This window comes from Streptomyces sp. NBC_00335 (genome assembly GCF_036127095.1).
Classification (GTDB): Bacteria; Actinomycetota; Actinomycetes; order Streptomycetales; family Streptomycetaceae; genus Streptomyces.
In genome coordinates this window covers 1112211-1135244 of sequence record NZ_CP108006.1, presented here as the reverse complement: position 1 = coordinate 1135244, position 23034 = coordinate 1112211, and the positions used below count along the sequence as shown (strand labels likewise).

20 protein-coding genes and 1 tRNA gene are annotated in these 23034 nt (G+C 72.2%); 10 read left to right on the top strand and 11 right to left on the bottom strand.

Annotated features, from left to right (window positions below):
• Positions 1-3: 3 nt before the first annotated feature.
• Positions 4-927 (bottom strand): SDR family oxidoreductase, encoded by a 924-nt coding sequence (locus tag OHA37_RS05225; RefSeq protein WP_266902936.1) that lies wholly within the window; start codon positions 925-927, stop codon positions 4-6.
• Between the two features lie 145 nt (positions 928-1072).
• Here OHA37_RS05225 and OHA37_RS05220 point away from each other — a divergent pair, with 145 nt between their 5' ends.
• Positions 1073-2356 (top strand): cytochrome P450 family protein, encoded by a 1284-nt coding sequence (locus tag OHA37_RS05220; protein WP_266902934.1) that lies wholly within the window; start codon positions 1073-1075, stop codon positions 2354-2356.
• Here OHA37_RS05220 and OHA37_RS05215 read toward each other — a convergent pair.
• Both OHA37_RS05215 and OHA37_RS05210 read right to left on the bottom strand, forming a co-directional pair.
• On the bottom strand, positions 2333-3412 hold the full coding sequence (locus OHA37_RS05215; RefSeq protein ID WP_266902932.1) for an alpha/beta hydrolase: 1080 nt from the start codon (positions 3410-3412) through the stop codon (positions 2333-2335). The two genes, OHA37_RS05220 and OHA37_RS05215, sit on opposite strands and share 24 nt — an antisense overlap.
• A gap of 169 nt (positions 3413-3581) precedes the next feature.
• Positions 3582-4154, bottom strand: a complete 573-nt coding sequence (locus OHA37_RS05210) for a DoxX family membrane protein (protein WP_266902930.1) — start codon at positions 4152-4154, stop codon at positions 3582-3584.
• A gap of 294 nt (positions 4155-4448) precedes the next feature.
• Between OHA37_RS05210 and OHA37_RS05205 the strand changes: the two genes are divergently transcribed.
• Together OHA37_RS05205 and OHA37_RS05200 are read left to right on the top strand one after the other, a co-directional pair.
• Positions 4449-5228, top strand: coding sequence for a hypothetical protein (locus OHA37_RS05205; protein ID WP_266902928.1), 780 nt, complete (start codon positions 4449-4451; stop codon positions 5226-5228).
• Entirely contained in the window at positions 5225-6265 is a 1041-nt protein-coding gene (locus OHA37_RS05200) for a metallophosphoesterase family protein (RefSeq protein WP_266902926.1), read from the top strand. Before OHA37_RS05205 ends, OHA37_RS05200 begins: the two co-directional genes overlap by 4 nt.
• 26 nt (positions 6266-6291) lie before the next feature.
• On the opposite strand, the gene OHA37_RS05195 is transcribed toward OHA37_RS05200, so the two are convergent.
• The 4 genes from OHA37_RS05195 to OHA37_RS05180 form a co-directional block, all read right to left on the bottom strand.
• Entirely contained in the window at positions 6292-7887 is a 1596-nt protein-coding gene (locus OHA37_RS05195; protein ID WP_266902924.1) for a molybdopterin-dependent oxidoreductase, read from the bottom strand.
• Between the two features lie 43 nt (positions 7888-7930).
• A complete protein-coding gene (locus OHA37_RS05190) occupies positions 7931-8200 on the bottom strand; it encodes a hypothetical protein (protein WP_266902922.1) in 270 nt (89 codons plus the stop codon).
• A 235-nt stretch (positions 8201-8435) separates the two neighbouring features.
• Entirely contained in the window at positions 8436-10787 is a 2352-nt protein-coding gene (locus tag OHA37_RS05185; RefSeq protein WP_266902920.1) for an alpha-N-acetylglucosaminidase, read from the bottom strand.
• A gap of 120 nt (positions 10788-10907) precedes the next feature.
• Complete coding sequence (locus OHA37_RS05180) at positions 10908-12629, bottom strand: alpha-galactosidase (protein WP_266902919.1); 1722 nt, start codon at positions 12627-12629, stop codon at positions 10908-10910.
• Positions 12630-12809: 180 nt separating this feature from the next.
• Between OHA37_RS05180 and OHA37_RS05175 the strand changes: the two genes are divergently transcribed.
• Together OHA37_RS05175 and OHA37_RS05170 are read left to right on the top strand one after the other, a co-directional pair.
• Positions 12810-13454: a TetR/AcrR family transcriptional regulator gene (locus tag OHA37_RS05175; RefSeq protein WP_266902918.1), complete on the top strand. Its 645-nt coding sequence runs from the start codon at positions 12810-12812 to the stop codon at positions 13452-13454.
• A gap of 31 nt (positions 13455-13485) precedes the next feature.
• Entirely contained in the window at positions 13486-14436 is a 951-nt protein-coding gene (locus tag OHA37_RS05170; RefSeq protein WP_266902917.1) for a serine/threonine dehydratase, read from the top strand.
• Positions 14437-14460: 24 nt separating this feature from the next.
• On the opposite strand, the gene OHA37_RS05165 is transcribed toward OHA37_RS05170, so the two are convergent.
• Positions 14461-14910: a universal stress protein gene (locus tag OHA37_RS05165; protein WP_266902916.1), complete on the bottom strand. Its 450-nt coding sequence runs from the start codon at positions 14908-14910 to the stop codon at positions 14461-14463.
• Between the two features lie 191 nt (positions 14911-15101).
• Between OHA37_RS05165 and OHA37_RS05160 the strand changes: the two genes are divergently transcribed.
• Both OHA37_RS05160 and OHA37_RS05155 read left to right on the top strand, forming a co-directional pair.
• Positions 15102-15458: a hypothetical protein gene (locus tag OHA37_RS05160; protein ID WP_266902915.1), complete on the top strand. Its 357-nt coding sequence runs from the start codon at positions 15102-15104 to the stop codon at positions 15456-15458.
• A 48-nt stretch (positions 15459-15506) separates the two neighbouring features.
• Positions 15507-16475, top strand: coding sequence for a universal stress protein (locus OHA37_RS05155; protein WP_266902913.1), 969 nt, complete (start codon positions 15507-15509; stop codon positions 16473-16475).
• A 40-nt stretch (positions 16476-16515) separates the two neighbouring features.
• Here OHA37_RS05155 and OHA37_RS05150 read toward each other — a convergent pair whose 3' ends face one another.
• The 3 genes from OHA37_RS05150 to OHA37_RS05140 form a co-directional block, all read right to left on the bottom strand.
• Positions 16516-17982: a hypothetical protein gene (locus OHA37_RS05150; RefSeq protein WP_266902911.1), complete on the bottom strand. Its 1467-nt coding sequence runs from the start codon at positions 17980-17982 to the stop codon at positions 16516-16518.
• A 2-nt stretch (positions 17983-17984) separates the two neighbouring features.
• Positions 17985-18057: transfer RNA gene (locus OHA37_RS05145), tRNA-Cys, on the bottom strand.
• A 150-nt stretch (positions 18058-18207) separates the two neighbouring features.
• Positions 18208-19299, bottom strand: coding sequence for an ABC transporter ATP-binding protein (locus tag OHA37_RS05140; RefSeq protein WP_266902909.1), 1092 nt, complete (start codon positions 19297-19299; stop codon positions 18208-18210).
• Between the two features lie 411 nt (positions 19300-19710).
• Between OHA37_RS05140 and OHA37_RS05135 the strand changes: the two genes are divergently transcribed.
• The 3 genes from OHA37_RS05135 to OHA37_RS05125 all read left to right on the top strand — a co-directional run bounded on the left by OHA37_RS05135 (position 19711) and on the right by OHA37_RS05125 (position 23026).
• Positions 19711-21045 (top strand): ABC transporter substrate-binding protein, encoded by a 1335-nt coding sequence (locus OHA37_RS05135; RefSeq protein WP_266902907.1) that lies wholly within the window; start codon positions 19711-19713, stop codon positions 21043-21045.
• 215 nt (positions 21046-21260) lie between these two features.
• A complete protein-coding gene (locus OHA37_RS05130; RefSeq protein WP_266912515.1) occupies positions 21261-22154 on the top strand; it encodes a carbohydrate ABC transporter permease in 894 nt (297 codons plus the stop codon).
• A complete protein-coding gene (locus tag OHA37_RS05125; protein ID WP_266902905.1) occupies positions 22151-23026 on the top strand; it encodes a carbohydrate ABC transporter permease in 876 nt (291 codons plus the stop codon). The genes OHA37_RS05130 and OHA37_RS05125 overlap by 4 nt, the downstream gene beginning before the upstream one ends.
• The last annotated feature ends 8 nt before the right edge of the window (positions 23027-23034 follow it).

Sequence of the window (23034 nt, the reverse complement as noted above, 5' to 3'; positions counted from 1 at the left end):
GTCCTACCGGTAGCCGGTGGGGTCCGCCGGGAGGTCGGGGTCCTGTACCTCGACCATGTACCGCCAGGCGTCCGGCCGGCTGCCGTCCACGTCCGTGAAGCCGTAGACCTGGGCGAGCTGCCCGCTGGAGAGCGACTGCCCGTTCCAGCGCGACAGTTCCGGGTCGGCGGCCAGGGCCGCGACCGCGCGGCCGACGTAGAACGGGGTCTCCGAGATGCCGAAGTGCGGGACCGTCTTCAGGGCGTCCCGCCAATTCGCCTCGGTGACACCGAAGTTGTCGAGCATCATCTCCGACCGGAGCCAGCCCGGGGTCAGGGCCACCGCCGTCGCCCCGCGCGGTCCCACCTCGTGCCCGAGTGCGAACGCCATGCGCAGCACGGCCGACTTGGCGATGTCGTAGAAGAAGGAGACCCGGTAGCGGCTCGCGTTGTACTCCGCCGTGCCGTCCGTCATCTCCACCACCAGCCCGCCCGGTTCGCGCAGCAGCAGCGGGAGCGCGTAGTGGCTGGTCACCGCGTGGGTCTCCACGGCGAGCCGCAGCAGCCGCAGCCCCTTGTCCAGATCGTGTTCCCAGACCGTGCTCTCCCACTCGAAGAGCCGCTCGCCGCCCCAGATGTCGTTCACCAGCACGTGGAGCCGGCCCTGCTCGGCGTCGATCCGCCCGACGAGGGCCTCGACCTGACCGGGCACCAAGTGGTCCGCGACCACCGCGATTCCGCGGCCGCCCGCCGCCGTGACCAGTTCGGCCGTCTCCTCGATCGTCTCGGGGCGGTCGTACTCCGAACGCCTGCCCCGCGTACTGCGCCCGCTCACGTACACGGTCGCGCCCCGCGCCCCCAACTCGACCGCGATGCCCCTGCCCGCGCCCCGGGTCGCCCCGGCCACCAGGGCGACCTTGCCTTCGAGAGTCCGCTGTACCTGCGCCATGACCTCGACCCTACGACGCCCGCGCGCGGCGGGGGCGGTGCGGCGCGCCTGCGGATTCCCGGGACGGGACGGGTGCGGTCTTGAACAACCGGCCCACCAGGCCGCACTGTTGGCGGAGATCCGTTCGTATTGTCAGGAGACAGGCTTGTCCACCGACCCCGCGCAGGCATCCGAGCCGACGCCCCCGTCCACGCCCCCGCACGTCATCGACCCCGCCGGCGGCTGCCCGCACGCGCTCAACGCCCGGCTGCGCGCGCAGGGCGCCGTGGCCGAGGTGGTGCTTCCCGGTGGGGTGCCCGGCGCGGTCGTCCTCGGTCACGAGGCGCTGAAGGAGTTCCTCGCCCACCCCGACGTGGCCAAGGACGCCCGGCACTTCCCCGCCCTGCACGACGGCACCATCGCCCCGGACTGGCCGCTGCGGGTCTTCGCCAACGCCCAGGGGATGCACACCGCCGACGACGCCGACCACCGCCGGCTGCGCTCCCTGGTGGGCAACGCCTTCACCGTCCGCCAGGTGGAGCGGCTGCGCCCCCGCATCGAGGAACTGACGGCCGACTTGCTGGAGGGCCTGGACCGGGCGGCGCAGACGTCCCCCGACGGGGTGGCGGACCTGCGCACGCACTTCGCGCTCCCGCTCCCGATGAGCGTGATCTGCGAGCTCCTCGGCGTGAACCCCGAACACCGGGGGCGGCTGCACGAGCTGTCCAACACCGTCATCGTCGCCACCGACACCACGCCGGCCGAGGTCATGGCGGCCGTGCGCGAGCTCGTCGAGCTGATCGGCGCCATCGCCGCGACCCGCCGGGCCGATCCGGGCGAGGACCTGACCAGCGCGCTGATAGCCGCCCGCGACGACGACGGCGACCGGCTCAGCGAGGCCGAACTCACCGGCACCATGCGGCTGATGCTGGTGGCGGGCCACGAAACCACGCTCAACCTGATCAGCAATGCCGTCCGCGCCCTGTGCACCCACCGCGACCAGCTCGCGCTGGTCCTGGAGGGAAAGGCCACCTGGTCGGACGTGGTCGACGAGACCCTGCGCTTCGACGGCCCGGTCAGCTGGTTCCCGTTCCGCTACCCGACCCGCGATCTGACCATCGACGGGACCCTGATCCCGCAGGGCACCCCGGTCCTCGCCGGTTACACGGCGGCCGGCCGCGACGAGGCCTTCCACGGCCCGGACGCCGACCGCTTCGACCTGACCCGCCCCACCGCGGCCCGCCACCTCTCCCTCGGGCACGGCGCCCACTACTGCGTCGGAGCCCCGCTCGCCCGGCTGGAGGCCACCATCGCCCTGGAAGCCCTCTTCTCCCGCTTCCCGGACCTCGACCTGGCCGTCCCCGAAGCCGAACTCCCGCACCAGCGAAGCTTCATAGGAAACAGCGTCGAGTCGCTGCCGGTCCGCCTACGGGGCTTCGGCGGGCGGTGAGATCTCGGTGCTCAGCCACCCCAGTGCGTCGGGGTACATCGCGATCCAGGTCTGGAAGTTGTGCCCGCCCTGAGGGCGGACCAGCGTCTTGACCCGGACCCCGGAGTTCTGGGCCGCCTTCGTGAAGTCGGTCAGCTGCTGCGGCGGGCTGTCCTTGTCCTGCGCGGAGGTGGCCAGGAACAGCCCCACATCCGTGTTCTTGTCGTGCTTCGCCTGCTGGACCAGCCACATCGGGCTGTTGCGCTCGCGCAGCACGGGATCCGACAGCACCTCCGGGTCACCGGTCAGCGGATCCGGGTCCAGGGCGGCGCCCGCCCGGAACGCCTTCGGGTACTGGAGCGGCAGCTTGGCGGCGCAGAAGGCCCCGGTGGAAATGCCCATCAGCCCCCAGCCCTGGGGCTCGGGGAGCGTGCGGAAGTTCTTGGCGACCAGGTCCGGCACGTCCTCGGCGAGCCAGCTCGCCACCTTCCGCTGCGGGGTGTCCGTGCAGTCGGTGTTGACCCCTCCGGGATACAGGTCGGGGATCACCAGGATGAAGGGGTGGGCCGCACCGAGCTGGACGAGCTTCTCCAGGGCGCCGGGCATCTCACCGATGTCGATCCAGGAGCGGGGCGAGCCCGGATAGCCGTGCAGCAGCATCAGCACGGGGAACCGGGTCTTGTCCGCGCCCGGTGCGTCGTACTCCGGGGGAGTCCATACGATCACCTGGCCGGCGAGCTTCGAGTGGGAGCCGCGGAAGTACGTGGTGCGGGTGCCGTCGCTGGCGGGGGTGAACTTGGCCCGCCCCAGCGGCGGCCCGGTCATGGCGGCGTCGTTCTGCCCGGCGTCGGTGCCCAGCAGGTCGTCCCAGGAGGAGTAGAGGCCGTAGCTCCCGTTGATCCAGGTGGCCACCACGCAGATGGCGGTGAACTGGCACAAGCCGATCATCAGCAGCCGGGCCGGCCAGCGTACCCAGCCGGGGCCGGGGATGCGGTTCCACAGGAGCAGCGCGGCGAGCATCGCGAGTGCGGTGACGACGATCAGCGTCACGAGGAACGACGTACTGGTCAGCTCCACTGCGCCGGCTCCTGACGTACGACGGAATGATGGAGAATTCCGGACAATACGCCAAATCTACGATGCGCACCGCCCGGGGGAGAGGGCGGCGCGCATCGTGTCGGACCCGGGGAAGGGATCGGGAAGGGACCGGGAGGGGCGGGGAGAGCGGTCGGGCGGGGAGCCGGTCTCAGATCAGGAAGCGGTACCGGCGGACGAGCGCGGTCCGGCGCCAGGCCCGGCCGAGTCCGAAGTGGTCGCCCGCGGCGGTCGCGGCGACGGCCGCTCCGGCCACCGCGAGGATCCAGTGGTTGTCGGTGACCGGGTTGGTCTCGGGCAGCATCGTGACGAGCCACATGAAGCCCATCATCATCGCGCAGGACACGGCGGCGATCCGCGTGCCGATGCCGAGCAGGAACGCCAGGCCGATGCCGAGCAGGCCCGTCATGAAGATCAGGTCAAGCCAGTCGGCGCCGGCTACCGAGTCGAAGGTGTGGGCGAAGGGGCCCTTGGTCCCGTGCAGCAGGAACCCTTCGGTCGGCGAGCCGCCGTTGATGACGGACTTGGCCGAGGGGGTGCTGAATCCGAGCCCGAACAGCTTGTCCAGGAAGGGCCAGATGAAGGTCCAGGCGACCAGGACGCGGAGGGCGGCGAGGGCGGTGCGGGCCGGCAGGGCGAGTGTGGGGCCGCTCTCACCTCCGGCCGTTCCGGCGGCCGGACCCGTAGCGGTGATCTTGCGGGAAGGGGTGAGCAGAGTGGCCATGACGTGCACCTTTGTCCGTTGCCAGGGGCTTGTGAATGCATTCACAATCTACGATCCTTATCTGGCGTGAACGAACGGCGAAGATCCCGAACCGAGGGGCCGGGAGACCTCGCAGGTCAGGACCTTCGCCCTGCGGTAGATTCACCGCCTGTTCACCTGCGCGGTTCCGGGGCTTTCGGGCGGGCTGGTGTCGTATGAGGCATGATCGACGGGGATATGCGGAAACTGCAGAAAACGCCGAAAGTAACGAGTCGCCGGATTCGTTCCGGAGCGCGGGCCGGAAGGTCGCCGGTGGTGCCGTCGCGCGCGGGCTACCAGGTCAAACTGCTGGTCGACCCGGCCCGGGTGCTCGACGCCGACGGCCTGCCCACGCCCGCCGCGGCCGCCGCGCTGTCGCTCGGCGCGCCCGGCCGCACGGAAGTCGCCCAGTACATGGACGACGCCGGGCGCAGCCTCAACGGGCAGGGCTGGATCGTCCGCATCCGGCGCCACGACGACGAGAACCGGATCCGCCTCGCCTACAAGGCCCGCTTCGACATCGAGGGCGACGGTACGGACCCGGCCGCCGTGCGGCGCGTGATGGACCAGGCCTCCGTGCACAACTTCTGTGCGGGCGACGGCAATTACACCGTCCAGGTCAACCTCAGCCACACCCGCGCCACCCTCGACTTCACCAACAAGAAGTGCCGGCCGGTGCCGGGACTGGCGCCCGGCGAACTGCCCGGGCTCGATGCCTCGCGCGCCCTCGTCCTGGATCGCCTCCCCGGCAAGCTCGCCAAGTGGGGTACGAAACCTGCCGGTTGGGCAGAGTCGGTCACCGCTTCATCCCGACTCCACGGTCCCGTAAGGCAGGCCAACTATCCTGGCCGGATGCTCGATCACGCGATGGAGACGCAAGTCAGCCGGCTGCGGACCGCATCCGGCGAGCTGACCTGGTTCGCCGAGATCACGGCCAAGGGGCGCACCCTGTGCGATGCGGTCGAGCTGCGCTCCGACCTGATGGGCAAGCTCCGCGCCGAGGGCTGGCTGCTGGAGCGGGACGCCTTCAAGACCGACCTCATCCTCGGCCGGTGAACACCTCCGCGCCCGCACCGATACGCGTGGCCCACCTGGCCGACCTGCACATAGGCTCCGAGCTGCGCGGCCTGGCGCAGTACCCCGGGGCGCCCGCGATAGACCGGCGCGAAGCACCGTACGAGGCCCTGAGCGCGGCCGTGCACCGCATCGTCGGGGGCGGCTACGACGCGGTGCTCATCGCCGGGGACGTCTTCGACCGCCGCCACACCGACGCCCGGGCGCTGGCCGCCTGCCAGGACGCGCTCGGCGCCTTCCACGAGGCGGGCCTGCACACGGTGGTGGTCTCGGGCAACCACGACGCCGAGACCCCGCTGCCGCACAAACTGAACCTCCCGCCCTCGGTGCGCTGGCTCGGCGCCGACGCCCCCGAGTCGGTGACCTGGCCCGACCTCGGCATCACCGTCCACGGCCAGTCGGTGGCCGTGCCCGACGAGCGGCGCGACCTCGCGGCCGGCCTTCCCCGCGCGGTACCCGGCGCCGTCAACATAGGGCTGCTGCACACCAGCCTGCACGGGGCCTGGAGCCGCCGGATCTGCGCACCGTCCGACCCGCGGACACTGGCCCGCGCCGGATACGACTACTGGGCGCTGGGCCACGTCCACCACCGGCTGGTCCCCGGCGCCGGCGCCTTCGCCGCCTACCCCGGCAACACGCACGCCCGCGGCCCCGGAGAGTCGGGCGGCCGCGGTTTCACCGAGCTGCTGATTGAAGGCCCCGCCACGGAGCCGGACCGGGACCGGGACCCGGACCCGGGCCCGGGGCGCGAACGCCGCCGGATCGGGATCCTCCCGGTGGACACCGCCCCGGTGCGCTACGAGACGCTCCACCTCCCGCACCCGCAGACCGCCGAGGCCGACCTGAGGGAGCGCTTCGCGTCCGTCCCCCCGCCGCCCGCCGGCGGCGCCGTCGTCTGGACCCTCAGCGCCGCCACCCCGCCCGGCCTGCTCCACGAGGCCCGGTCCCTGGCGGGCCCGTCCGCCATGATCTGCCCGGCCGAGGGCCCGCCGGGCGGGGGCCCGGCCGTCGCCTGCTGACCCGGCCCGGCCCGTACAGCCACCTCCTAGCCCCGGACCCGGACCGTCACCGCGTGCCATCCCGTGGCCCCGTCGGGGACGGTTCCGGTGCGGTCGCCCGTCTGCGCGGCGCCGGTGCGGTCCGTGGCGCGGACCTCCAGGGTGTGCCCGCCCGGAGCCGCCTCCCAGATCCACACCCACTGGCGCCAGGTGTCGTCCCCGTCCGCCGTGCCGAGCCGGGCATCCCGCCACGGGCCGGCGTCCACGCGTACCTCGACCCGGGCGATGCCCCGGTGCAGCGCCCACGCCACCCCCGCGACGGCCACCCCGCCCGCGGTGACCTCGGCGAAGGGGCGCGGGGTGTCGATGCGGGACTGGGTCTTGACCGGAGCCTGCTGAGCCCAGGAGCGGCGCACCCAGTACGCGTCGTACGCGGCGAAGGTGGTCAGCCGCAGCTCGCGCAGCCACTTGCACGCGGAGACGTACCCGTACAGGCCCGGCACGATCATCCGGACGGGGAAGCCGTGCCGGAAGGGGAGCGGCTCGCCGTTCATCCCCACGGCCAGCAGCGCCTCACGGCCGTCCATCACCGCCTCCACGGGGGTGCCGAGGGTCATCCCGTCCACCGAGCGCGCCACGAGCTGATCGGCCCGGCCGCCCTGCGACGGCGGTCGCACCCCCGCCTCGCGCAGCAGATCGGCGAGGCGCACGCCCAGCCAGCGGGCATTGCCCGCGTACGGGCCGCCGACCTCGTTCGACACGCAGGTCAGGGTGGCGTCGTGCTCGACCAGGGGGCGGGCGAGCAGGTCCCGCAGGCCGAGGTCGAGGGGCCTGGAGACCCCGTCCCCGTGCACGCGCAGCCGCCAGGTGTCCGCGTCCACGCGCGGGACGACCAGCGCGGTGTCCACCCGGTAGAAGGCCCGGTTGGGAGTGACGAAGCGGGTGGTACCGGGGATCCGCAGGTCCGAGCCGGCCGGTACGGGTAGGGCCGGGGCGGCGGGCGGCGGAAGGACGAGCCGGGCCCGGGAGGCCGTGGCTCCCGCGTTCCCGAAGGCGCCGAGCCGCCGCCCCGCGTACCCGGCACCGGCCGAGAGGGCCAGGGTGGCGACGGCGAGGCGACCGAAGCCGCGCCGGTCCATGGCGCCGGGCGGGCCGCCTCCCGAGGGCCGCGGGCGGGGCCGGGGGATGGCTCTGACCAGCAGGTACAGCACTCCGGCGGCCGTGAACCCGCCCACCAGCGAGGGCAGCGCGTCCTGCCAGGCGGCCTCCGGCCGGCTGAGCGCGGCCGCCGCGCCGAGTACGCCGAAGGCGGCCGCGAGAGCCGTGCCCGCGGCCGGGCGGCGTACGGCGAGCAGCCCGGCCGCGATCGCCACGACGGCCAGCACGGCGATGATGCCCAGGGTCAGGACCAGCTTGTCGTCCGTACCGAACCGGCGGACCGCCCACTCCTTGACGGCGGCGGGGGTCGCGTCGACCACGGTCCCGCCGACGGCGGTGACCGGGGCGGCCTCGGGGCGTACGGCCGCCGCGGCCAGCTGGGCCAGAGCGAGCCCGGCGAAGGCGGCGAGCAGTCCGCTGACGGCGCCGAGCGCGGCCCGGCCCCGCCCTGCGGGATCGGCCCGCCCCGCTTGCGTACGGATCATGCGGAGTCACCGCCCGCCCCGCTCGGTGGGATGTGCCCCCCAGCTACCAGGGTGCATCCGAACCGGGGGTCCGCGCCTCGGGCGAGCCGGTCCCGGGCCCGCTCCACGGCCGCCGCTTGCGCAGTTCCACGATCCCGTCGGTGAGCCCTTCCCGCGGATCGGAGCGGCGGATCGGCTGCTGCTCCGCGTCCGAGGGCGGCCGTAACCGGCCGGTGGCGGGCAGCGCGGCGGGCGCGGGCGCGGCGGCCCCGTCGGTGAGGAACGTGAGCAGCTCCGGAGCCGCGGCGGTGAGGCGCGGGTCGGTCTCGGACATGGCGGGCGTCCTTCCGGCGATGGCGGCAACGGCTCCGGCGTCGCAAAGGGCGGTCGCCGGATGATGGTTCCGGTGACCGCCCCTGATCCGTTTCCGTCAGTTTCCTTCAGTGAACCCAGCACCGCGCCGGAGCGGTGGCCGGTCGGCCCGGTTGTCCCCCGGGCGGGTGGGGAGCTTCCCACCGAAGGGTGAGCGGCGCCTCATCGCGAGATCCCCACTTCCCTTGTGGTGTAGATCAGTTGACCTCGGGAAGGGTGGCGGCGATGCCGGACGCCAGGACGTACGGGTCACCGCTCGGCCGCGCCGGGTGGCGGGTGGTGAGCCGGGCCCAGTCGTCCTCGAAGGCGTGCCAGTCGATCGCCCTCGGCGCGGCGCGCTGCACGAGGGACTCCTCCAGCGAGGAGAAGTAGGAGGACCAGCGCCGGGCGTACAACTCGCTGATCAGGCCGCTCCATTCGCGGTTCGCGTAGTCGTGCAGGAAGCCGCCCTCGCTGGTGCTCTGCCGGCCCCACACGCTGAGGATCGAGCGGGCGTCGTACTCGTACCGGTCCTGTTCGGCCGCATCGGCGCCGTGCGAGCGGGCCGCCGAAAGCCAGGAGCCGAGCAGGAAGTTCGGATCGGAGCCGACGAGCGCGTCCAGCTGCTTCTCCCGGTAGGCCCAGTCGGCGGTCAGTTCCCGGAACAGGGCCAGGTCCTTGGCCTCGTAGGCCGCCTTGATCTTGGGCAGCAGCACCCGCGAGTGGTTGGCGAGGGCCTGCCGGGCGGTGTCCACCAGGTCGAAGCGGTAGGCGCTGGAGCCGCGCAGCCGGGGGTCCACCTTGAGCAGGTGGTCCAGGGCCCGGCGTACCGAACCCGCCTGATACCGCATCGCCTTGGGGCTCCAGTAGGCCGATCCCACCGCCGTCAGGCTCGGCCGGGCGGTGAACAGGCTGTCCTGGGACTCCGACCACAGCCCCGAGGAGGTGCTGTACGGGCCCTTGCGCAGTTCCTCCCAGGCCGCGGCGGCCGCGGTGTCCGGGGCCCCGTAGCGGCGGCCCGCGAAGTCCGCGAACCACTTCCGCTGGTCGATGGGGCCGGGCTCCCACGCCAGGTCGGTGAAGAGGTCGAAGGCCGCCGGATTGGTCCCGGTGGCCTCGGGCAGGTAGGCGATGCCGCCCAGCGCACTGTCGGGCTTCGCGCTCCAGGACTGGAACCGGTCGATCCACACCGAGGTGTTGGCGCCGATCGTCGTGTGCCCGCCGAAGTTGTAGATCGAGCCGATGGCGTACGAGGTCCCGCCCCAACGGGTTTCGCGGTCAAGCCGGTTGTACCGGTCGGAGAGCCCGTCCAGGATCAGCAGCTTCGAGGTGTCCACCCCGGCCAGCAGCTCCTTGGTCGGATCGTCCTGCCAGCCCAGCACCGCCCACAGCGCGCCCGGATGCGCCGCCCACAGGGCCTGCTGCACCGCCCCGGCGGCCGCCTTCACGTCCACCGAACCGGTCTGCCCGCCCTCGTGCAGCGGGCTCATCCGGTACATCGTGCTGTCGCCGAACACCGCGCGCTGCTCCGCGTAGTAGGCGGCGGCGAGCCGGGCGAAGGGCGGCGAGACCGGGTCCAGCCAGTCGGGCCGGTCGAAGCCCGCCCAGTCGCCCTGCGCAACGGTCACCGCGCCGGGATTGCGCCCGGCGAAGGACGGGGGCACCGTCCCGAAGTAGCCCGGCAGGACCGGGGTCATGCCGAGGCCGCGCAGCTGTTCGGCGATCCGGCCGCCGAGGGTGGCCCGCCCGCGCATCAGTTCCTCGGACACCGGACCGCCGAAGCCGCTCAGGTTCTGCAGCAGCCACCAGCTCTGGTGACCGGGGCCCGGGATCCACTCCCGCAGTTCCTCGGCGGTGTAGCCGAACCGCTGGAGCGCCCGGTAGTACGGGTACTCGGCGCCGACCTGCACGAACACCTCGTTGATCCCGTGCAGGGCGAGCAGGTCGATCTGCCGCTGGTGCTCCTCGAAGGTGCGGTACGGGCCCGAGTACCCGTCGTCGGTGTCGTTGAGCGCGTACCGGTGCGCCACCCGTGCGCTGCGGGTGACCGGGGAGGGCACCGCCGGCAGCTCGGCGGGCAGCACGCCGACGCTGTCGCCGGGCCAGCCGATGTCGGCTCCGGCGACGTGCTGGAGGTACCAGCCGACCCCGGTGAGCAGGGTGGCACCGGTGGAACCCCGGACGGTGATCGCACCGGCCGTGCCGGACACCGTGAAGGTGTCGGGCCCGGCTCCGGGGTCGGGCACCAGCGTGAACTGCCCCGCGTGGCGCGGCAGCAGCCGCTGCAGGGAGGCCCGCGCGGGGGAGGCGTCGAACGCCCGCGGCCGGGGCGCGGGCGGCGTCGCGGCGCCTCCCGCACCGGACCGGGCGGGGGACGTGGCGGGGGACGGGGAGGGGGGCTGGGATGGGGACGGGGCGGGAGGAGCCGTGGCTCCGGCGGCGGGAGCCGTCGCTCCGGGGGCGGCCCCGGCGACCGTCAGGGTGAGCAGGACCGCGGGCAGCGCGGCCAGGGTGACCCGGCGGCGAGCCCGCCGGGCGGCCCGGTCGCGTCGGGGGAGGGGGACCGGCATGCGCGTCGTCCTCGTTTTCGTCGGCTCGGTTGGCCCCGGCGCTGCGGCCGGCTCGCTCGGCTCGGTGGGTGGGTGCTTCCTCGTCTGATGCCTCGTCTGCTTCCCCATGGGGCGGGGCCGTCAGACCGGCAGGGCCCACGCCTGGTCGACCTGGTGGTCGCCGCAGGGCGTCAGCCGCAGCCGCTCGGCGGGGGTGCCCGGTTCGACGGGGGCCGCCGCGGGTGCCGGCGCCGTCAGGCAGAGCCCGCTCGCGTCCTCGACCAGCGCCCCGTCACGGCGGGGGGTCCAGCTCTGGCCCGGCTGTCGGCGCCGCTGATCGCCCGAGCAGTCGGCCAGCTCCACGAGGCCCTCCTCGCCCGCCGACAGGCAGGCGCCGGCCAGGCGCAGGCTGCCGTACCGGCCCAGGGTCCAGCGCTGGTCCGGTGCCCCCGTGCAGGCGGCCATCACGACGGCGCCGACGCCGGTGGTGTTCGCCCCGTCGGCGCAGGCGGCGGTCGTGCCGGAGCCCCGGCCGGCGATCTGCCCGGTGGGCACGGGCTCGGCGCAGCCGGTGCGCGGGGTGAGCCGCCAGACGCCCGTGTCGTGCGCGGCCAGCGTTCCGGTCAAGGTGTCGGACACCTCGCGGGTCTCACCGGTCCACAGGTCCTTCGCGTCGACGGTGCAGGAGCCCAGCCCCAGCCCGAGCTCGTCGAGCGGTACGCGGATGTCGCGGGCGGTGGCGGACCGGTTGAGCACGGCGACCGCGCGGTCCCCGTTCGCCAGCGGCCGCACCAGGATGTCGAAGGTGGCGTTCGAGGAGACCACCGCGCCCTGGACGCCCATCGGGTCCTGGTCCAGCGCGATCAGATCGGTGTTCCCGAGGGCGGCGAGCCCGTCCGGGGTGAGCTCGGATACCTGCGAGGACAGGATGAACGGCGCGGCCATCATGGCCCACAGGCCGACCTGGCTGCGGCTCTCCGCCGCGCTGAGTCCGGGGGCGCCCGCGATCAGGAAGTCGGGGTCGTTCCAGTTGCCGGGGCCCGCGTACCGGCCCAGCCAGCGGTTGTAGCCGTAGTTGCCCATGACCGAGCTCCAGCGCGAGGTGCCCGGGGCGGTCGGCTTGTAGACCTTGATGTCGCGGCCCTCGCGCCACAGCTGGCCGGTCTCCCCGACCCAGTCGATCACCTTGTGCCAGTCGGATCCGCCCCACTCGCCCTGCTGGAAGTAGGCGGGCGCCGAGGCGGACAGCACCATGTCCCGGCCGCTGTCGCGCAGCGCCTTGGCGACGGAGTTGTAGGCGTCGCGGTAGGCCTGCTCCTTGGTCTTGCCCTCGGGCACCCAGAGGTTGCAGCCGTCCATCTTGACGTAGTCCACCTCCCAGGAGGCGAACTGCCGGGCGTCGCGGGCGTAGTGGTCGGGGCCGCCGCCCTCGGGGGAGCCGCTGCCGGGGTAGCGCTCGCAGGTGAGCGAGCCGGCGTCCTGGTAGATGCCGAACTTCAGCTTCCTGGCGTGCAGGTACGCGCCGAGCCAGGCCATGCCGTGCGGGAACTTCTCCGTGTCGACGACCAGATTGCCCTCGGCGTCGCGGCTCTTGGTCATCCAGCAGTCGTCGATGGTGACGGTGTCGTAGCCCTTGGCGGCCAGGCCGGTGGCCACGAGCGCGTCCGCGTTCGCCACGACCTTGGCCTCGTCGATGTCGCACATGTAGTGCGCCCAGTTGTTCCAGCCCATGGGCGGGGTGAGCGCGAGCGGGGTGTCCGACGTCGCCTGGGGCTCGGCCGCCGCGGGGGCGGGGCAGAGCGCGAGGGCGAGCAGGGCGGCCGCGGTCAGACAGGGGAGCGACGCACGCAGGCGAGGCGGCACGGAGTCTCCTTGACGTGGGGGCTGTCGAGGGCTCAGTGCAGCGGTGTGACTACCCGCTGTCAACATAAGTCGGGGGTTATTGATCAATGACCAGCAATATGGGTGTAGTCGAGCACGCGCGAAGGAGGTAATGCGTCGCTCGATACGCTGGCTGTGACAGCGGCTGATACGATGTATCCCATGCCGAGAAGATCAGCCGCCCTGGACCGCGCCACCCCCGAGGCGATCGCCGCCGCCGCCCTGCGGATCCTCGACGACCAGGGGCCCGCCGCGCTCAGCTTCCGGGCCCTCGCCGAGCGGCTCGACGTCTCGCACGCCACCGTCCAGCGCCGCTGCACCGACCTCGCCGGCCTGCTCGACCTCTGCACCGAGCACCTCGCCGCCCAGCTGCCCGAGATCCCGGCCGGGGTGGGCTGGGCCGAAGCCACCGAGCGGCGGTTCACCGCCCTCTACCGGCTCCTCGCCGACCACCCCGGGCTGATGATCCTGCGCGGCGGCCGCCCCTGGCTCGGCCGGCAGCTGCTCGCCCGGCTCGTGGAACCGGCGCTCGCCGACAGCGTGGCCGCCGGGATGACCCCCGCCGGGGCGATGACCGTGTACCGGCGGATGTACCTGCTGACCCTGGGCAGCGCGGCCTTCGTCGACCACCGGGACCCGGCCGCCGCCACCGCCGCCTCGCGCGCGGCGCTGGCCGCCCTGGACCCCGCCGCGTTCCCCGTGCTCTCGGCCGGGCTGGCCGACGTACTGCCCTCCCTGACCGACCACGAGGTGTACTACGGCGCCCTGCGCCAGCTGATCGAGGCGAACCGGCCCGCCGGCGCCTGAGAAGAGTTTCGAACGACAGGAGTACGGGTCCATGGAACAGCAGCTCGACGCGGTGTCCCTCGACTACGGCGCAGTGCGCGCCGCCGCCGACCGGATCGCCGGGGCCGTACGGCCCGTCACGGTCATACCGGCGGGCGGAGGGATCTCGTACGCCCTGGAGTACCTCCAGCACACCGGCTCCTTCAAGGCGCGCGGCGCCCGCAACTTCCTCGCCGCGCACCGCGCCGCCGGGAGCCTCCCCGACACCGGGGTCACCATCGCCTCCGGCGGCAACGCCGGCCTCGCCTGCGCCTGGGCGGCCCGCGCCGAGGGCGTGCCCGCCACCGTGTTCCTGCCGGGCACGGCCCCGCGCGTGAAGGTGGAGCGGCTGCGCGGCTACGGGGCCGACGTACGGCTCGTCGGCGACCGGTACGCCCAAGCCCTCGCCGCATGCCAGGAGTTCGCCGCCGGGAGCGGGGCGCTGAGCAGTCACGCGTACGACCATCCGCTCATCGCGGCGGGCGCCGGGACCCTGCTCGACGAGATCCGCGCCGCCCTGCCCGGTCTGGACACGGTCGTCGTGGCGGTCGGCGGCGGCGGGCTGTTCGCCGGGATCGCGACCGCCGCGCGGGAACACGGCGTACGGGTCGTCGCGGCCGAGCCGGAGAACTGCCGGGCCCTGAACGCGGCCCTGGAAGCCGGCCGGCTCGTGGACGTCCCCGTGGATTCGGTGGCCTCCGACTCCCTCGGGGCCACCCGGGTCTCGGCGGACGCGCTGGCCGCGGTGCGGGCCCCCAACGCCGCCTCCGTCCTGGTCCCGGACGCGGCGATCACCGCGGCCCGGCGCGCGCTCTGGGACGAGCACCGCATCGTGGTCGAAGCGGGCGCGGCGACCGCCCTGGCGGCCGTACGCACCGCGCCCGGGCCGCTCGGGGAACGGGTCGCCGTGGTGCTCTGCGGGGCCAACACCGACCCGGCGGACCTCGGCGCCGCGCCGTCCTGAGCGGCCCGGCCGGGGCCGTGTCCCTCAGGCGGAGCCGTCCTCGCGGACCACGACGACGGTACTGGCCGCGTACTGGACCACCTGCTGGCTCACCGAGCCCAGCAGCGCGCCCTTGATGCCGCCGTAGCCGCGGGTGCCGACGACCGTCAGCGCCGCCTCCTTCGAGGCCTCCACCAGCACCTGCGCGGGCGAGCCCTGCTCGACCCGGCGGAAGACCGGAACGCCCGGCGAGGTGCCGACCGCCTCCGCCACGGTGTCCGCGAGCTTCTGCCGGGCCGCGTCCTCGGCGTGCACCAGATCGGTCTGCTCGGCCGGGCTGATGCCGAAGGGGTTGGTGTTCCAGTCCCAGCTCATCACGGCGTGCACGCGGCCGCCGATGGCCTTCGCCTGGGCCACGGCCCAGCGCAGGGCCTGCTTCGAGTGGTTCGAACCGTCCACGCCGACGACGATCAGAGGCTCGGTGTTCTGGCTCACGATGGTTCCTCACGTTTCGTCCGAATGATCGTTCTCATCCCCTGTATACACGTCGCACCCGGTCCGACCTCGAACGACGATCGTTGCGCGGACCGAAGACTTTGGAGAACAGCGGCGGCCGCCCGCGCTTGCGAGAGTCGGGAGCACGGACGGAAACCGTCCGGCGATGACAGAGGAACGAGGAGCTCGACGTGGCGCGACGCAATGGATGTCTGATCGGCTGTGCGGTGGCCGGGGTGCTGGGGATCGGACTGCTCGTGGCGCTGCTGTTCGGGGTGGGGAAGGTCATCGACGTGGCCGACAAGACCCTCGTCGACCAGAAGGTGTACGAGGCCGTCAAGGTCGGCGACTCCGAGGCCGAGGTCCGCGCCAAGCTGCCGTCCGGCGAAAGCTTCGTCACCTCGGCCCTCAAGGACGGCGGCCCCGCCGTGCCCGCCGGCAGCCAGTGCTCCTGGTACCTGTCCGACTCCGGGAACGGCGACACGGTGCTGCGCTTCTGCTACAAGGACGGCAAGCTCGCCGAGAAGGCCGACTACCGCGTGAAGTAGGGCCTTCGGTCCCTGCCCGCCGGGTCCGCCCCGCCGGAGGGTGGAGGCATGCAGACCAACTCGGCCGGTCCCGCCCCCGCCTCCAGCCGCCCGGTGCTGGCCGCCGTGGACGGCTCGGAACACAGCCTGAGGACCCTGGACTGGGCCCTCGACACCGCCCGCACGCGCGGAGCCGACCTCCACGTGGCACACGTACGGCCGGAGGCCCTGCGCGTCCACGCCCCCGGGGAGGCGCTCGTACCGCCGCACGACCGGGACACCGATCCGGTGCTGGACGCGGTACGGGCGCGGCTGGCGGGGCGGGAGGACCTGCCGCCCGTCACCTACGTCTCCCGCGACGGAACCCCCTCCGCGACCCTGACCGAACTGGCGGCGGGAGCGCAGCTCCTGGTCATGGGCTCGCGCGGCCTCGGCGGCTTCGCCAGCCTGCTGCTCGGCTCCAACAGCCGGGTGTGCGCGGCCCAGTCGCCCTGCCCGGTCGTGGTCGTCCCGCACACCGCGCGGCTCGTCACGCAGGAGGCCGGAGCGCGGGCCCCGGGCGGCGAACGCAGGGTCGTGCTGGGCCTGGCACCCGACGAGACCGCCGAGGACGTCGTCGACTTCGCCTTCGCGGAGGCCCGCCGCCGGGGCGCGGTGCTCCAGGTCGTCTCCACGCACCTGGTCCCGCTGTCCTCGCTCACGCTGGTGGGCTCCCTCGTCGCGGAACGCGGCGGCGGCTACCCGCCGGGCACGGCCGGCGGCGAGGCCACCGAAACGGCCCGGGAACTCGCCGAGAACCAGCGCACGCGCCTCCAGCCGTACCTGACCAGGCACTACCCCGACGTCACCGTCGAAGCGGTTGTCGCCCCCGGCGACCCGGCCGGCCGTCTGGTCACCGCCTCCCAGCGGGCCGACCTCATCGTGGTGGGCCGCCACCGCCGCCGCCTGCGGGCCGACTCCCTGCTGATGGGCTCGGTGTCCACCGCGGTACTGCTGCACGCGCTGTGCCCGGTGGCGGTGGTGCCCGCACGGGGGTAGTGCCTAGTGCTGTGACCGGGAAGGTTCGCCGGCCACAGCACTAGGGCAACTCGCAAGCGCTGCGGGTGTCTGCGATCAGGGGCGCGAGCCGGGCGGCCCTGCCGACCGGCAGACGGGCGGTCTCGGAGTCGATCCAGTCGAGGACGGCCGCACGCCGCTCGGCGTCGCACTGCGACAGGTGGAACAGCAGGTGCCGCCAGGCACGGGCCATCCGCTTCGCGGTGGCTCCCCGGTGGCGTGCCTCGGTGAACGAGGCGCGGGCAAGGGAGTCCCAGCCTGCGCTCGGAACGACACCGAACTCCCTGATCAGCGGCGCGAGATTGCCTGCGGTGAGGATCCGGACCTGCTCGACCATCGCGGGGTTCTTGGCCAAGGCGGGGGAGGGCGGCGGCCGCTCAGGCCGGTGGCCGGGCCGCGGGAGGGCCGCGCGCTCGACGCACAGCCGCTGGAAGCCCTCCCGGTCGTCCGCCCGGGCCAGCTCCCGCAGCGCCACGAAGTCGATGCCGTAGTAGCGCGCGTACGGGGTCCCGTGCAGCAGCTCCGCGCTCACGCGCGCGGCGGGGAGCACGCTTGCGGTCACGGTCCCGGTGTAGTTGTCGGCGTAGGGGTCCAGGACGAAGGAGGCGCAGAGCCCGGCCCGGTCGGCGAGCGCGGCCAGTTGTGCAAGGAACCGGGGCGTCGGGTCGGCTCCGGGGAAGGACTCCAGGCCGAACGCGGCGAGTCGGCGCAGCGCGGCGCGCGCGGATTCCCGTCCTTCCGGTCCGTCGGCGGTGTACGGACGGAGGCCCCGGGCGAGTTCCGCGTCGAGGAGCGGTCCCGCCAGGCCGGCCGTGTCCTCCGCCGAGGTGGCGACGCCCCGTTGGACGAGCACGTCCGCGGGGGCGCGCAGGGCGGTGGCGACGAGGGCGCGCACGTACGCGGGCACCCGGGTCCCGACGGGCAGGCCGGTCTCCCGGGCTTCCTCGGCGGTGACCGGGGCGACGGGTGCGTCCACGTCGGAGAGTCCGGAGTCCTGGTCGAGCCGGGCCAGGCGGCGGCTCACCAGCGCGGCCAGTTCGTGGTGCGCGGGCCGGGCCGCCCGGCGGGCCTGATCCTGGCGCATCCGGGTGTGCGCGGCGGAACCGGGGGCTCCGTGCCGGGCCACCATCGACGCCGTGGCGTGGTGGACCAACCCGTCCGGCCCGGGCGGAAGTTCGCGACCCGAGACCCGCTCCCGCACGGCCCGGCGCAGGATCGCCGCGGGGGACCGAGGGTCGCGGTGCCGGCTGGTCAGGGGGTGCGCCGCCGCGAGGGCCTCGTACCGGTCGAGCAGGTCGGCACCCTCCGCGAGGGTGGCGTCCGCGCCGCGCAGCCAGTACGCGAGGAGCTCGTCCTCGAAGGGGCGCCACACGGTCAGGGCCTCGCGCTCCGCGGCGAGGGCGCGCTTCGGTCGTCGCCGTGCGAGCAGCCGCGCCACCTCGCCGGCCGTTCGGACCTGCGTCGCGTACGGGATCGTGTTCTCGGTCATCGTCGGCGTGGCAGGTCCTGCCCCTGCGCCCTCCGGCTGTGCAGGCCGGTGCTCTGGCTGCTGAGCTACACGCCGTGGCAGGGAACCTACCCCGGCCGAGGGCGCCGGCGCCACGGGGTTGCCGGAGCGTCCGGAGCGTCCGGAGCAACCGCTCCCGCACGGGAGAGCCCCGGACCGGCGCCATCCCCCGGTCCGGGGCCATCGGGGCCGGTCGGGCCACTCGGATCAGTCGGGCAGGCGTTCGCCCGTCGTCGGGTGGAAGAGGTGGATGGACTCCTGGCGGGGGATGACCCGGATGGTCTTGCCGCGCAGGCCCTCCTCGCGGCCGTACGTCCGTACGGTCAGCGGCTGGGTTTCGCCGTTGCCCAGGTCGAGGTTGCCGTACGCGAAGCCGTCCGAGCCGAGCTCCTCCACCGAGTAGAAGGTGACGGGCAGGCCCTTGTCGCTGTGTGCGGCGTGGAAGTCCAGGTGTTCCGGGCGGATGCCCAGGGTGACGGTGTCGCCGGCGGCCGCCTCGCGGGCCGCGCGGCTGATCTTGACCGTGGAGCCGCCGAAGCGGATGCCGTCCCCGGCCAGGGGCAGGTCCAGCAGGTTCATGGCGGGGGAGCCGATGAACCCGGCCACGAACTTGTTCGCCGGGCGGTCGTACATGGTGCGCGGGGAGTCGCACTGCTGGAGCAGGCCGTCCGCGAGGACCGCGACGCGGTCGCCCATCGTCATGGCCTCGACCTGGTCGTGGGTGACGTAGACGGTGGTGGTGCCCAGGCGCCGCTGGAGGTTCGCGATCTCGGCGCGGGTCTGGACGCGGAGCTTGGCGTCCAGGTTGGAGAGCGGCTCGTCCATCAGGAAGGCCTGCGGTTCGCGGACGATCGCCCGGCCCATGGCCACGCGCTGGCGCTGGCCGCCGGAGAGGGCCTTGGGCTTGCGGTCGAGGTACTCGGTGAGGTCGAGGATCTTCGCCGCCTCCTCGACCTTCTTGCGGATGGTCTCCTTGTCCACCTTGGCGATCTTCAGGGCGAAGCCCATGTTCTGAGCGACCGTCATGTGGGGGTAGAGCGCGTAGTTCTGGAACACCATCGAGATGTCCCGGTCCTTGGGCGGCAGGTGCGTGACGTCGCGGCCGCCGATGGAGATCGAGCCGGACGTGACCTCTTCGAGGCCGGCCAGCATCCGCAGGGTGGTGGACTTGCCGCAGCCCGAGGGGCCCACGAGGACGAGGAACTCGCCGTCGGCGATGTCGAGGTCCAGCGATTCGACCGTGGGGCGGTCGGCGCCGGGGTAGGTGAGGCTCGTCTGATGGAACGTGATCTCGGCCATGGCTGTCAATCCCTCTTTCACCGGCGGTACGTGCCGGACGATCCGGGTGGGTGGGGTCGGCAGGAGTGGCGGAGCTGTCGTGCGGTATGCGGGTGAGGGGTGTGCTGGGTAAACCGCATTAGTGCCAGCTTTCGTTAACCGGCGATAAGAAGTCAACCTGCACCGCCCGGTTTGGTTCGTTATCGAATCGATATCACGCCAAAGGCGATAAGGACTAAAGCGCATCAGTGCAGGTCAGAGTGGTGGTCATGGAGTGACTTTCGGACTGCTCTTCCCTCCTCTGTGGTAATTCGGGACGTACGGGTACCTCCCTCTCGGGACTTTGGTCATATTGACGGAACCTTGATTTCGGGTGAGTTTTGGCCCAGTGATCCGGCGACGAGGCCGGAACTCCCCCTGAAGGCGGCGACGATGACCCGTAAGAACGTGACCCGCATTGCCATCACCACCCTCGTGGCCGGCACTTTCTTCGCGACCTCCGCGTGCGGCATGAGCGGTGGCGCCGGAGACGTGAAGGAGGGGGAGAAGACCGGCAAGGTGGCCGGTCAGATCACGTTCCGCACGCTCCAGTTGAAGCCCATGTTCACGTCGTACGTCCAGGGGGTCATCGACGCGTTCGAGAAGCAGTACCCGGACGCGAAGGTCAAGTGGGAGGACGTGCCGGGCGACGGCTACAACGAGAAGATCGTCGCCGACGCCCAGGCCGGCGCCCTCCCCGACGTGGTCAACCTCTCCACCGACTCCTTCCAGCTCCTCGGCGACCGCGGCATGCTGGCCGACGTCGCGAAGCTCGACCCCGAGGTGGCCAAGGACTACGTCCCCGGCGCCTGGGAGCAGTTCAAGCTGCCCGGCAAGGGCGACAGCGTGTTCGCCTACCCCTGGTACGTGACCCCGGAGATCCTCACGTACAACAAGGACCTCTTCGAGAAGGTCGGTCTCGACCCGGCAAAGCCGCCGACCAGCGTCGAGCAGTTCTTCGACTACGCCGAGCAGATCGCCGCCAAGTCCGGGGGCAAGTACTCCGCCTTCATGGCCGACCCCAAGGGCCGGCTGCCCGGGGACTGGCAGAAGATGGGCGTCCCGATCCTGAACGAGAAGCAGGACCGGTTCACCTTCGACACCGACAAGGCCGTCGAGTGGGTCGAGCGGATGAAGGACCTCTACGCCAAGGGCGCCATGCCCAAGGAGTCCCTGCTCAAGCAGGACGACATCAACCAGCTCTACGGCGGCGGCAAGATCGTCTTCGGCCCCGGCTCCCCGGGGTTCGTCAAGGACATCAAGCAGAACGCCCCGCAGATCTACGCGAACACGCAGGTCGCGAACGCCGTCACCGGGCAGCTCGGCCACATCGGCATCTACGCCCAGTCGCTCGGCATCAAGAAGGACACCAAGCACATGGACGCGGCGACCGAGTTCGCCAAGTGGCTCACCAACGGGCCCAACCAGGTGGAGTTCTCCAAGCACGCCACCATCTACCCGTCCAACGCCACCGGCCTCGCCGACCCCTTCTTCGCCGAAAAGGGCGACGGCAAGGACGCGGAGACGCTGGCCCGCGCCGTCGGCGCCGAACAGCTGAAGACCGCCGGACTCGACGCCAACACCCCCGTCCAGTGGACCAACCAGGTCGGCGACGTGGTCGTGCGCGAGATGCAGAAGGCCATCAAGGGCGAGCAGGACGCCAAGGCGGCGGTGAAGAAGGCGCAGGAGGAGGCGAACAAGCTGCTCGCCAAGTCGGTCCAGCAGTGACGGCGGCAGCGGAGAAGGGAGAGGCAGGCGCCATGAGTCCATCCTCAGGAACGGAACTGCGGGAGAAGGCGGGCCCGTCGCGGGACGCGCCCGGTGCCGCTCCCGACACGACGGCGAAGCGGGTGAGGCCGTCCAAGCAGGCGAAGAACACCAAGCAGGTCAAGCAGGCGAAGAACACCAAGCAGGCCAAGCAGGCGAAGAAGGCCAAGCAGGCCATGGAGGCCGAGACCGGGCTGCGTCACCGCAAGTGGTGGACCCCGTACCTCTTCCTCGCCCCGGGCCTGATCATGGTGACGATGTTCAGCCTCTGGCCGTTCGTCAACACCGTTATCCTCTCCTTCACCGACGCGCAGATCCTGCGCGGCGGCGGGTTCGTCGGCTTCGACAACTACACCCACGCCTTCGCCGACTCCGACTTCTGGGTCGCCACCGGCAACAGCGTGCTGTACCTCGTGGTCGTCGTCCCGTGTCTGGTCTTCCTGCCGCTGGCCCTCGCCGTCCTCGTCCAGACGAGGGTCCCCGGCATCGGCTTCTTCCGCTCGGCGTTCTACACCCCGGTGATCGCCTCGGCCGTGGTCGTCGGCCTCATCTGGCAGTGGGTGCTGCGCAGCGACGGCCTGGTCAACACGCTGTTCCAGAAGCTGAGCATCATCTCCGAGCCGATCCCGTTCCTGACCGACAGCACCATGCTGCTGGTCTCCGCGATGATCGTGACCGTGTGGAAGGGCCTCGGCTACTACATGGTCTTCTACCTCGCGGCCCTCGGAAACGTCTCCACCTCGCTCTACGAGGCAGCCGCGCTCGACGGCGCGGGCCCGGTCCGCCGCTTCTTCAGCATCACCGTCCCCCAGGTGAAGCCGATGATGCTGCTGGTCGGCACCCTCTCCGCGATCTCCGCGCTCCGCGTCTTCACCGAGATCTACATCCTCGGCGGCGAGAGCGGCGGTCCCGGCGGCGGCGCCCGTACGCTGCCCTTCCTCATCCGGCAGGTCGGCCTCGGCTTCTCCGGCGAGACCGGATACGCGGCCGCCATCTCCATCCTGTTGTTCCTCCTGACGCTGGTCTTCAGCCTGCTGGGCCGCCGTCTCTCGAAGGGAGACGAAAGTTGAGCACCCTCGCTTCCCTCGGCGACAAGGCGGGCAAGCGCGTCGGAGCCGACGCGCGGCGGTACTGGATCGGCCTCGCCGGCCGGTACGCCACGCTCCTCCTGATGCTCGTGATCATGCTCGGACCGATCGTCTGGCAGTTCCTGACCTCGATCCGCGGCCGCACCGAGAACGTGTACGACGGGGTGCTGCCCTCGCAGCCCACCCTCGACAACTACTTCCGGGTCGCCGAGTCGTTCCCGCTGTTCCAGTACGTCGGCAACACCCTGACGGTGGCGGTCCTCGCCATCACCTCGAACATGCTCTTCGCGGCCATGGGCGGCTACGCCCTCTCCCGGGCCGCCTGGAAGGGCCGCAAGATCGTCTTCACCGTGCTGGTGGCGACGCTGATGTTCCCCTTCGAGTCCGTGATGATCTCGATGTTCCTCACGGTCCGCGAGATGGGCCTGGTCGACACCCTCATCGGTGTCTGGCTGCCCGGCGCGGTCTCCGTCCTCAACATCATGATCATGCGCTCGGCCTTCCTCTCCGTCCCCAAGGAGGTCGAGGAGGCCGCGGTCCTGGACGGCGCGAACGAGTGGACCCGCTTCACCCGGGTCTTCCTCCCCGCCGCCAAGGGAGCCCTGGCCGTCGTCTGCATCACCAGCTTCATGGGCGCCTGGGACGACTTCCTCTGGCCGCTGCTGGTGCTGACCAACAGCGACAACTACACCCTCCAGCTCGGCCTGAAGACCCTGGCCGGCGCCACCACCGTCAGCGACCAGCGGATCATCGCCGCCGGTGCGATGGCCGCGCTGATCCCGATGATGCTGCTCTTCTTCGCCCTTCAGCGCTTCTTCTTCAAGGGCGTCGGCGAGGGAGCCGTCAAGACCTGACCGGGCCC

What these genes read in the sequence shown, in the direction of transcription:
- OHA37_RS05225 (WP_266902936.1), bottom strand. Translation starts at nt 927, where the DNA reads ATGGCGCAGGTACAGCGGACTCTCGAAGGCAAGGTCGCCCTGGTGGCC.
- OHA37_RS05210 (WP_266902930.1), bottom strand. Translation starts at nt 4,154, where the DNA reads ATGGCCACTCTGCTCACCCCTTCCCGCAAGATCACCGCTACGGGTCCG.
- OHA37_RS05195 (WP_266902924.1), bottom strand. Translation starts at nt 7,887, where the DNA reads ATGATCCGTACGCAAGCGGGGCGGGCCGATCCCGCAGGGCGGGGCCGG.
- OHA37_RS05190 (WP_266902922.1), bottom strand. Translation starts at nt 8,200, where the DNA reads ATGTCCGAGACCGACCCGCGCCTCACCGCCGCGGCTCCGGAGCTGCTC.
- OHA37_RS05185 (WP_266902920.1), bottom strand. Translation starts at nt 10,787, where the DNA reads ATGCCGGTCCCCCTCCCCCGACGCGACCGGGCCGCCCGGCGGGCTCGC.
- OHA37_RS05175 (WP_266902918.1), top strand. Translation starts at nt 12,810, where the DNA reads ATGCCGAGAAGATCAGCCGCCCTGGACCGCGCCACCCCCGAGGCGATC.
- OHA37_RS05170 (WP_266902917.1), top strand. Translation starts at nt 13,486, where the DNA reads ATGGAACAGCAGCTCGACGCGGTGTCCCTCGACTACGGCGCAGTGCGC.
- OHA37_RS05155 (WP_266902913.1), top strand. Translation starts at nt 15,507, where the DNA reads ATGCAGACCAACTCGGCCGGTCCCGCCCCCGCCTCCAGCCGCCCGGTG.
- OHA37_RS05150 (WP_266902911.1), bottom strand. Translation starts at nt 17,982, where the DNA reads ATGACCGAGAACACGATCCCGTACGCGACGCAGGTCCGAACGGCCGGC.
- OHA37_RS05140 (WP_266902909.1), bottom strand. Translation starts at nt 19,299, where the DNA reads ATGGCCGAGATCACGTTCCATCAGACGAGCCTCACCTACCCCGGCGCC.
- OHA37_RS05135 (WP_266902907.1), top strand. Translation starts at nt 19,711, where the DNA reads ATGACCCGTAAGAACGTGACCCGCATTGCCATCACCACCCTCGTGGCC.
- OHA37_RS05130 (WP_266912515.1), top strand. Translation starts at nt 21,261, where the DNA reads ATGGAGGCCGAGACCGGGCTGCGTCACCGCAAGTGGTGGACCCCGTAC.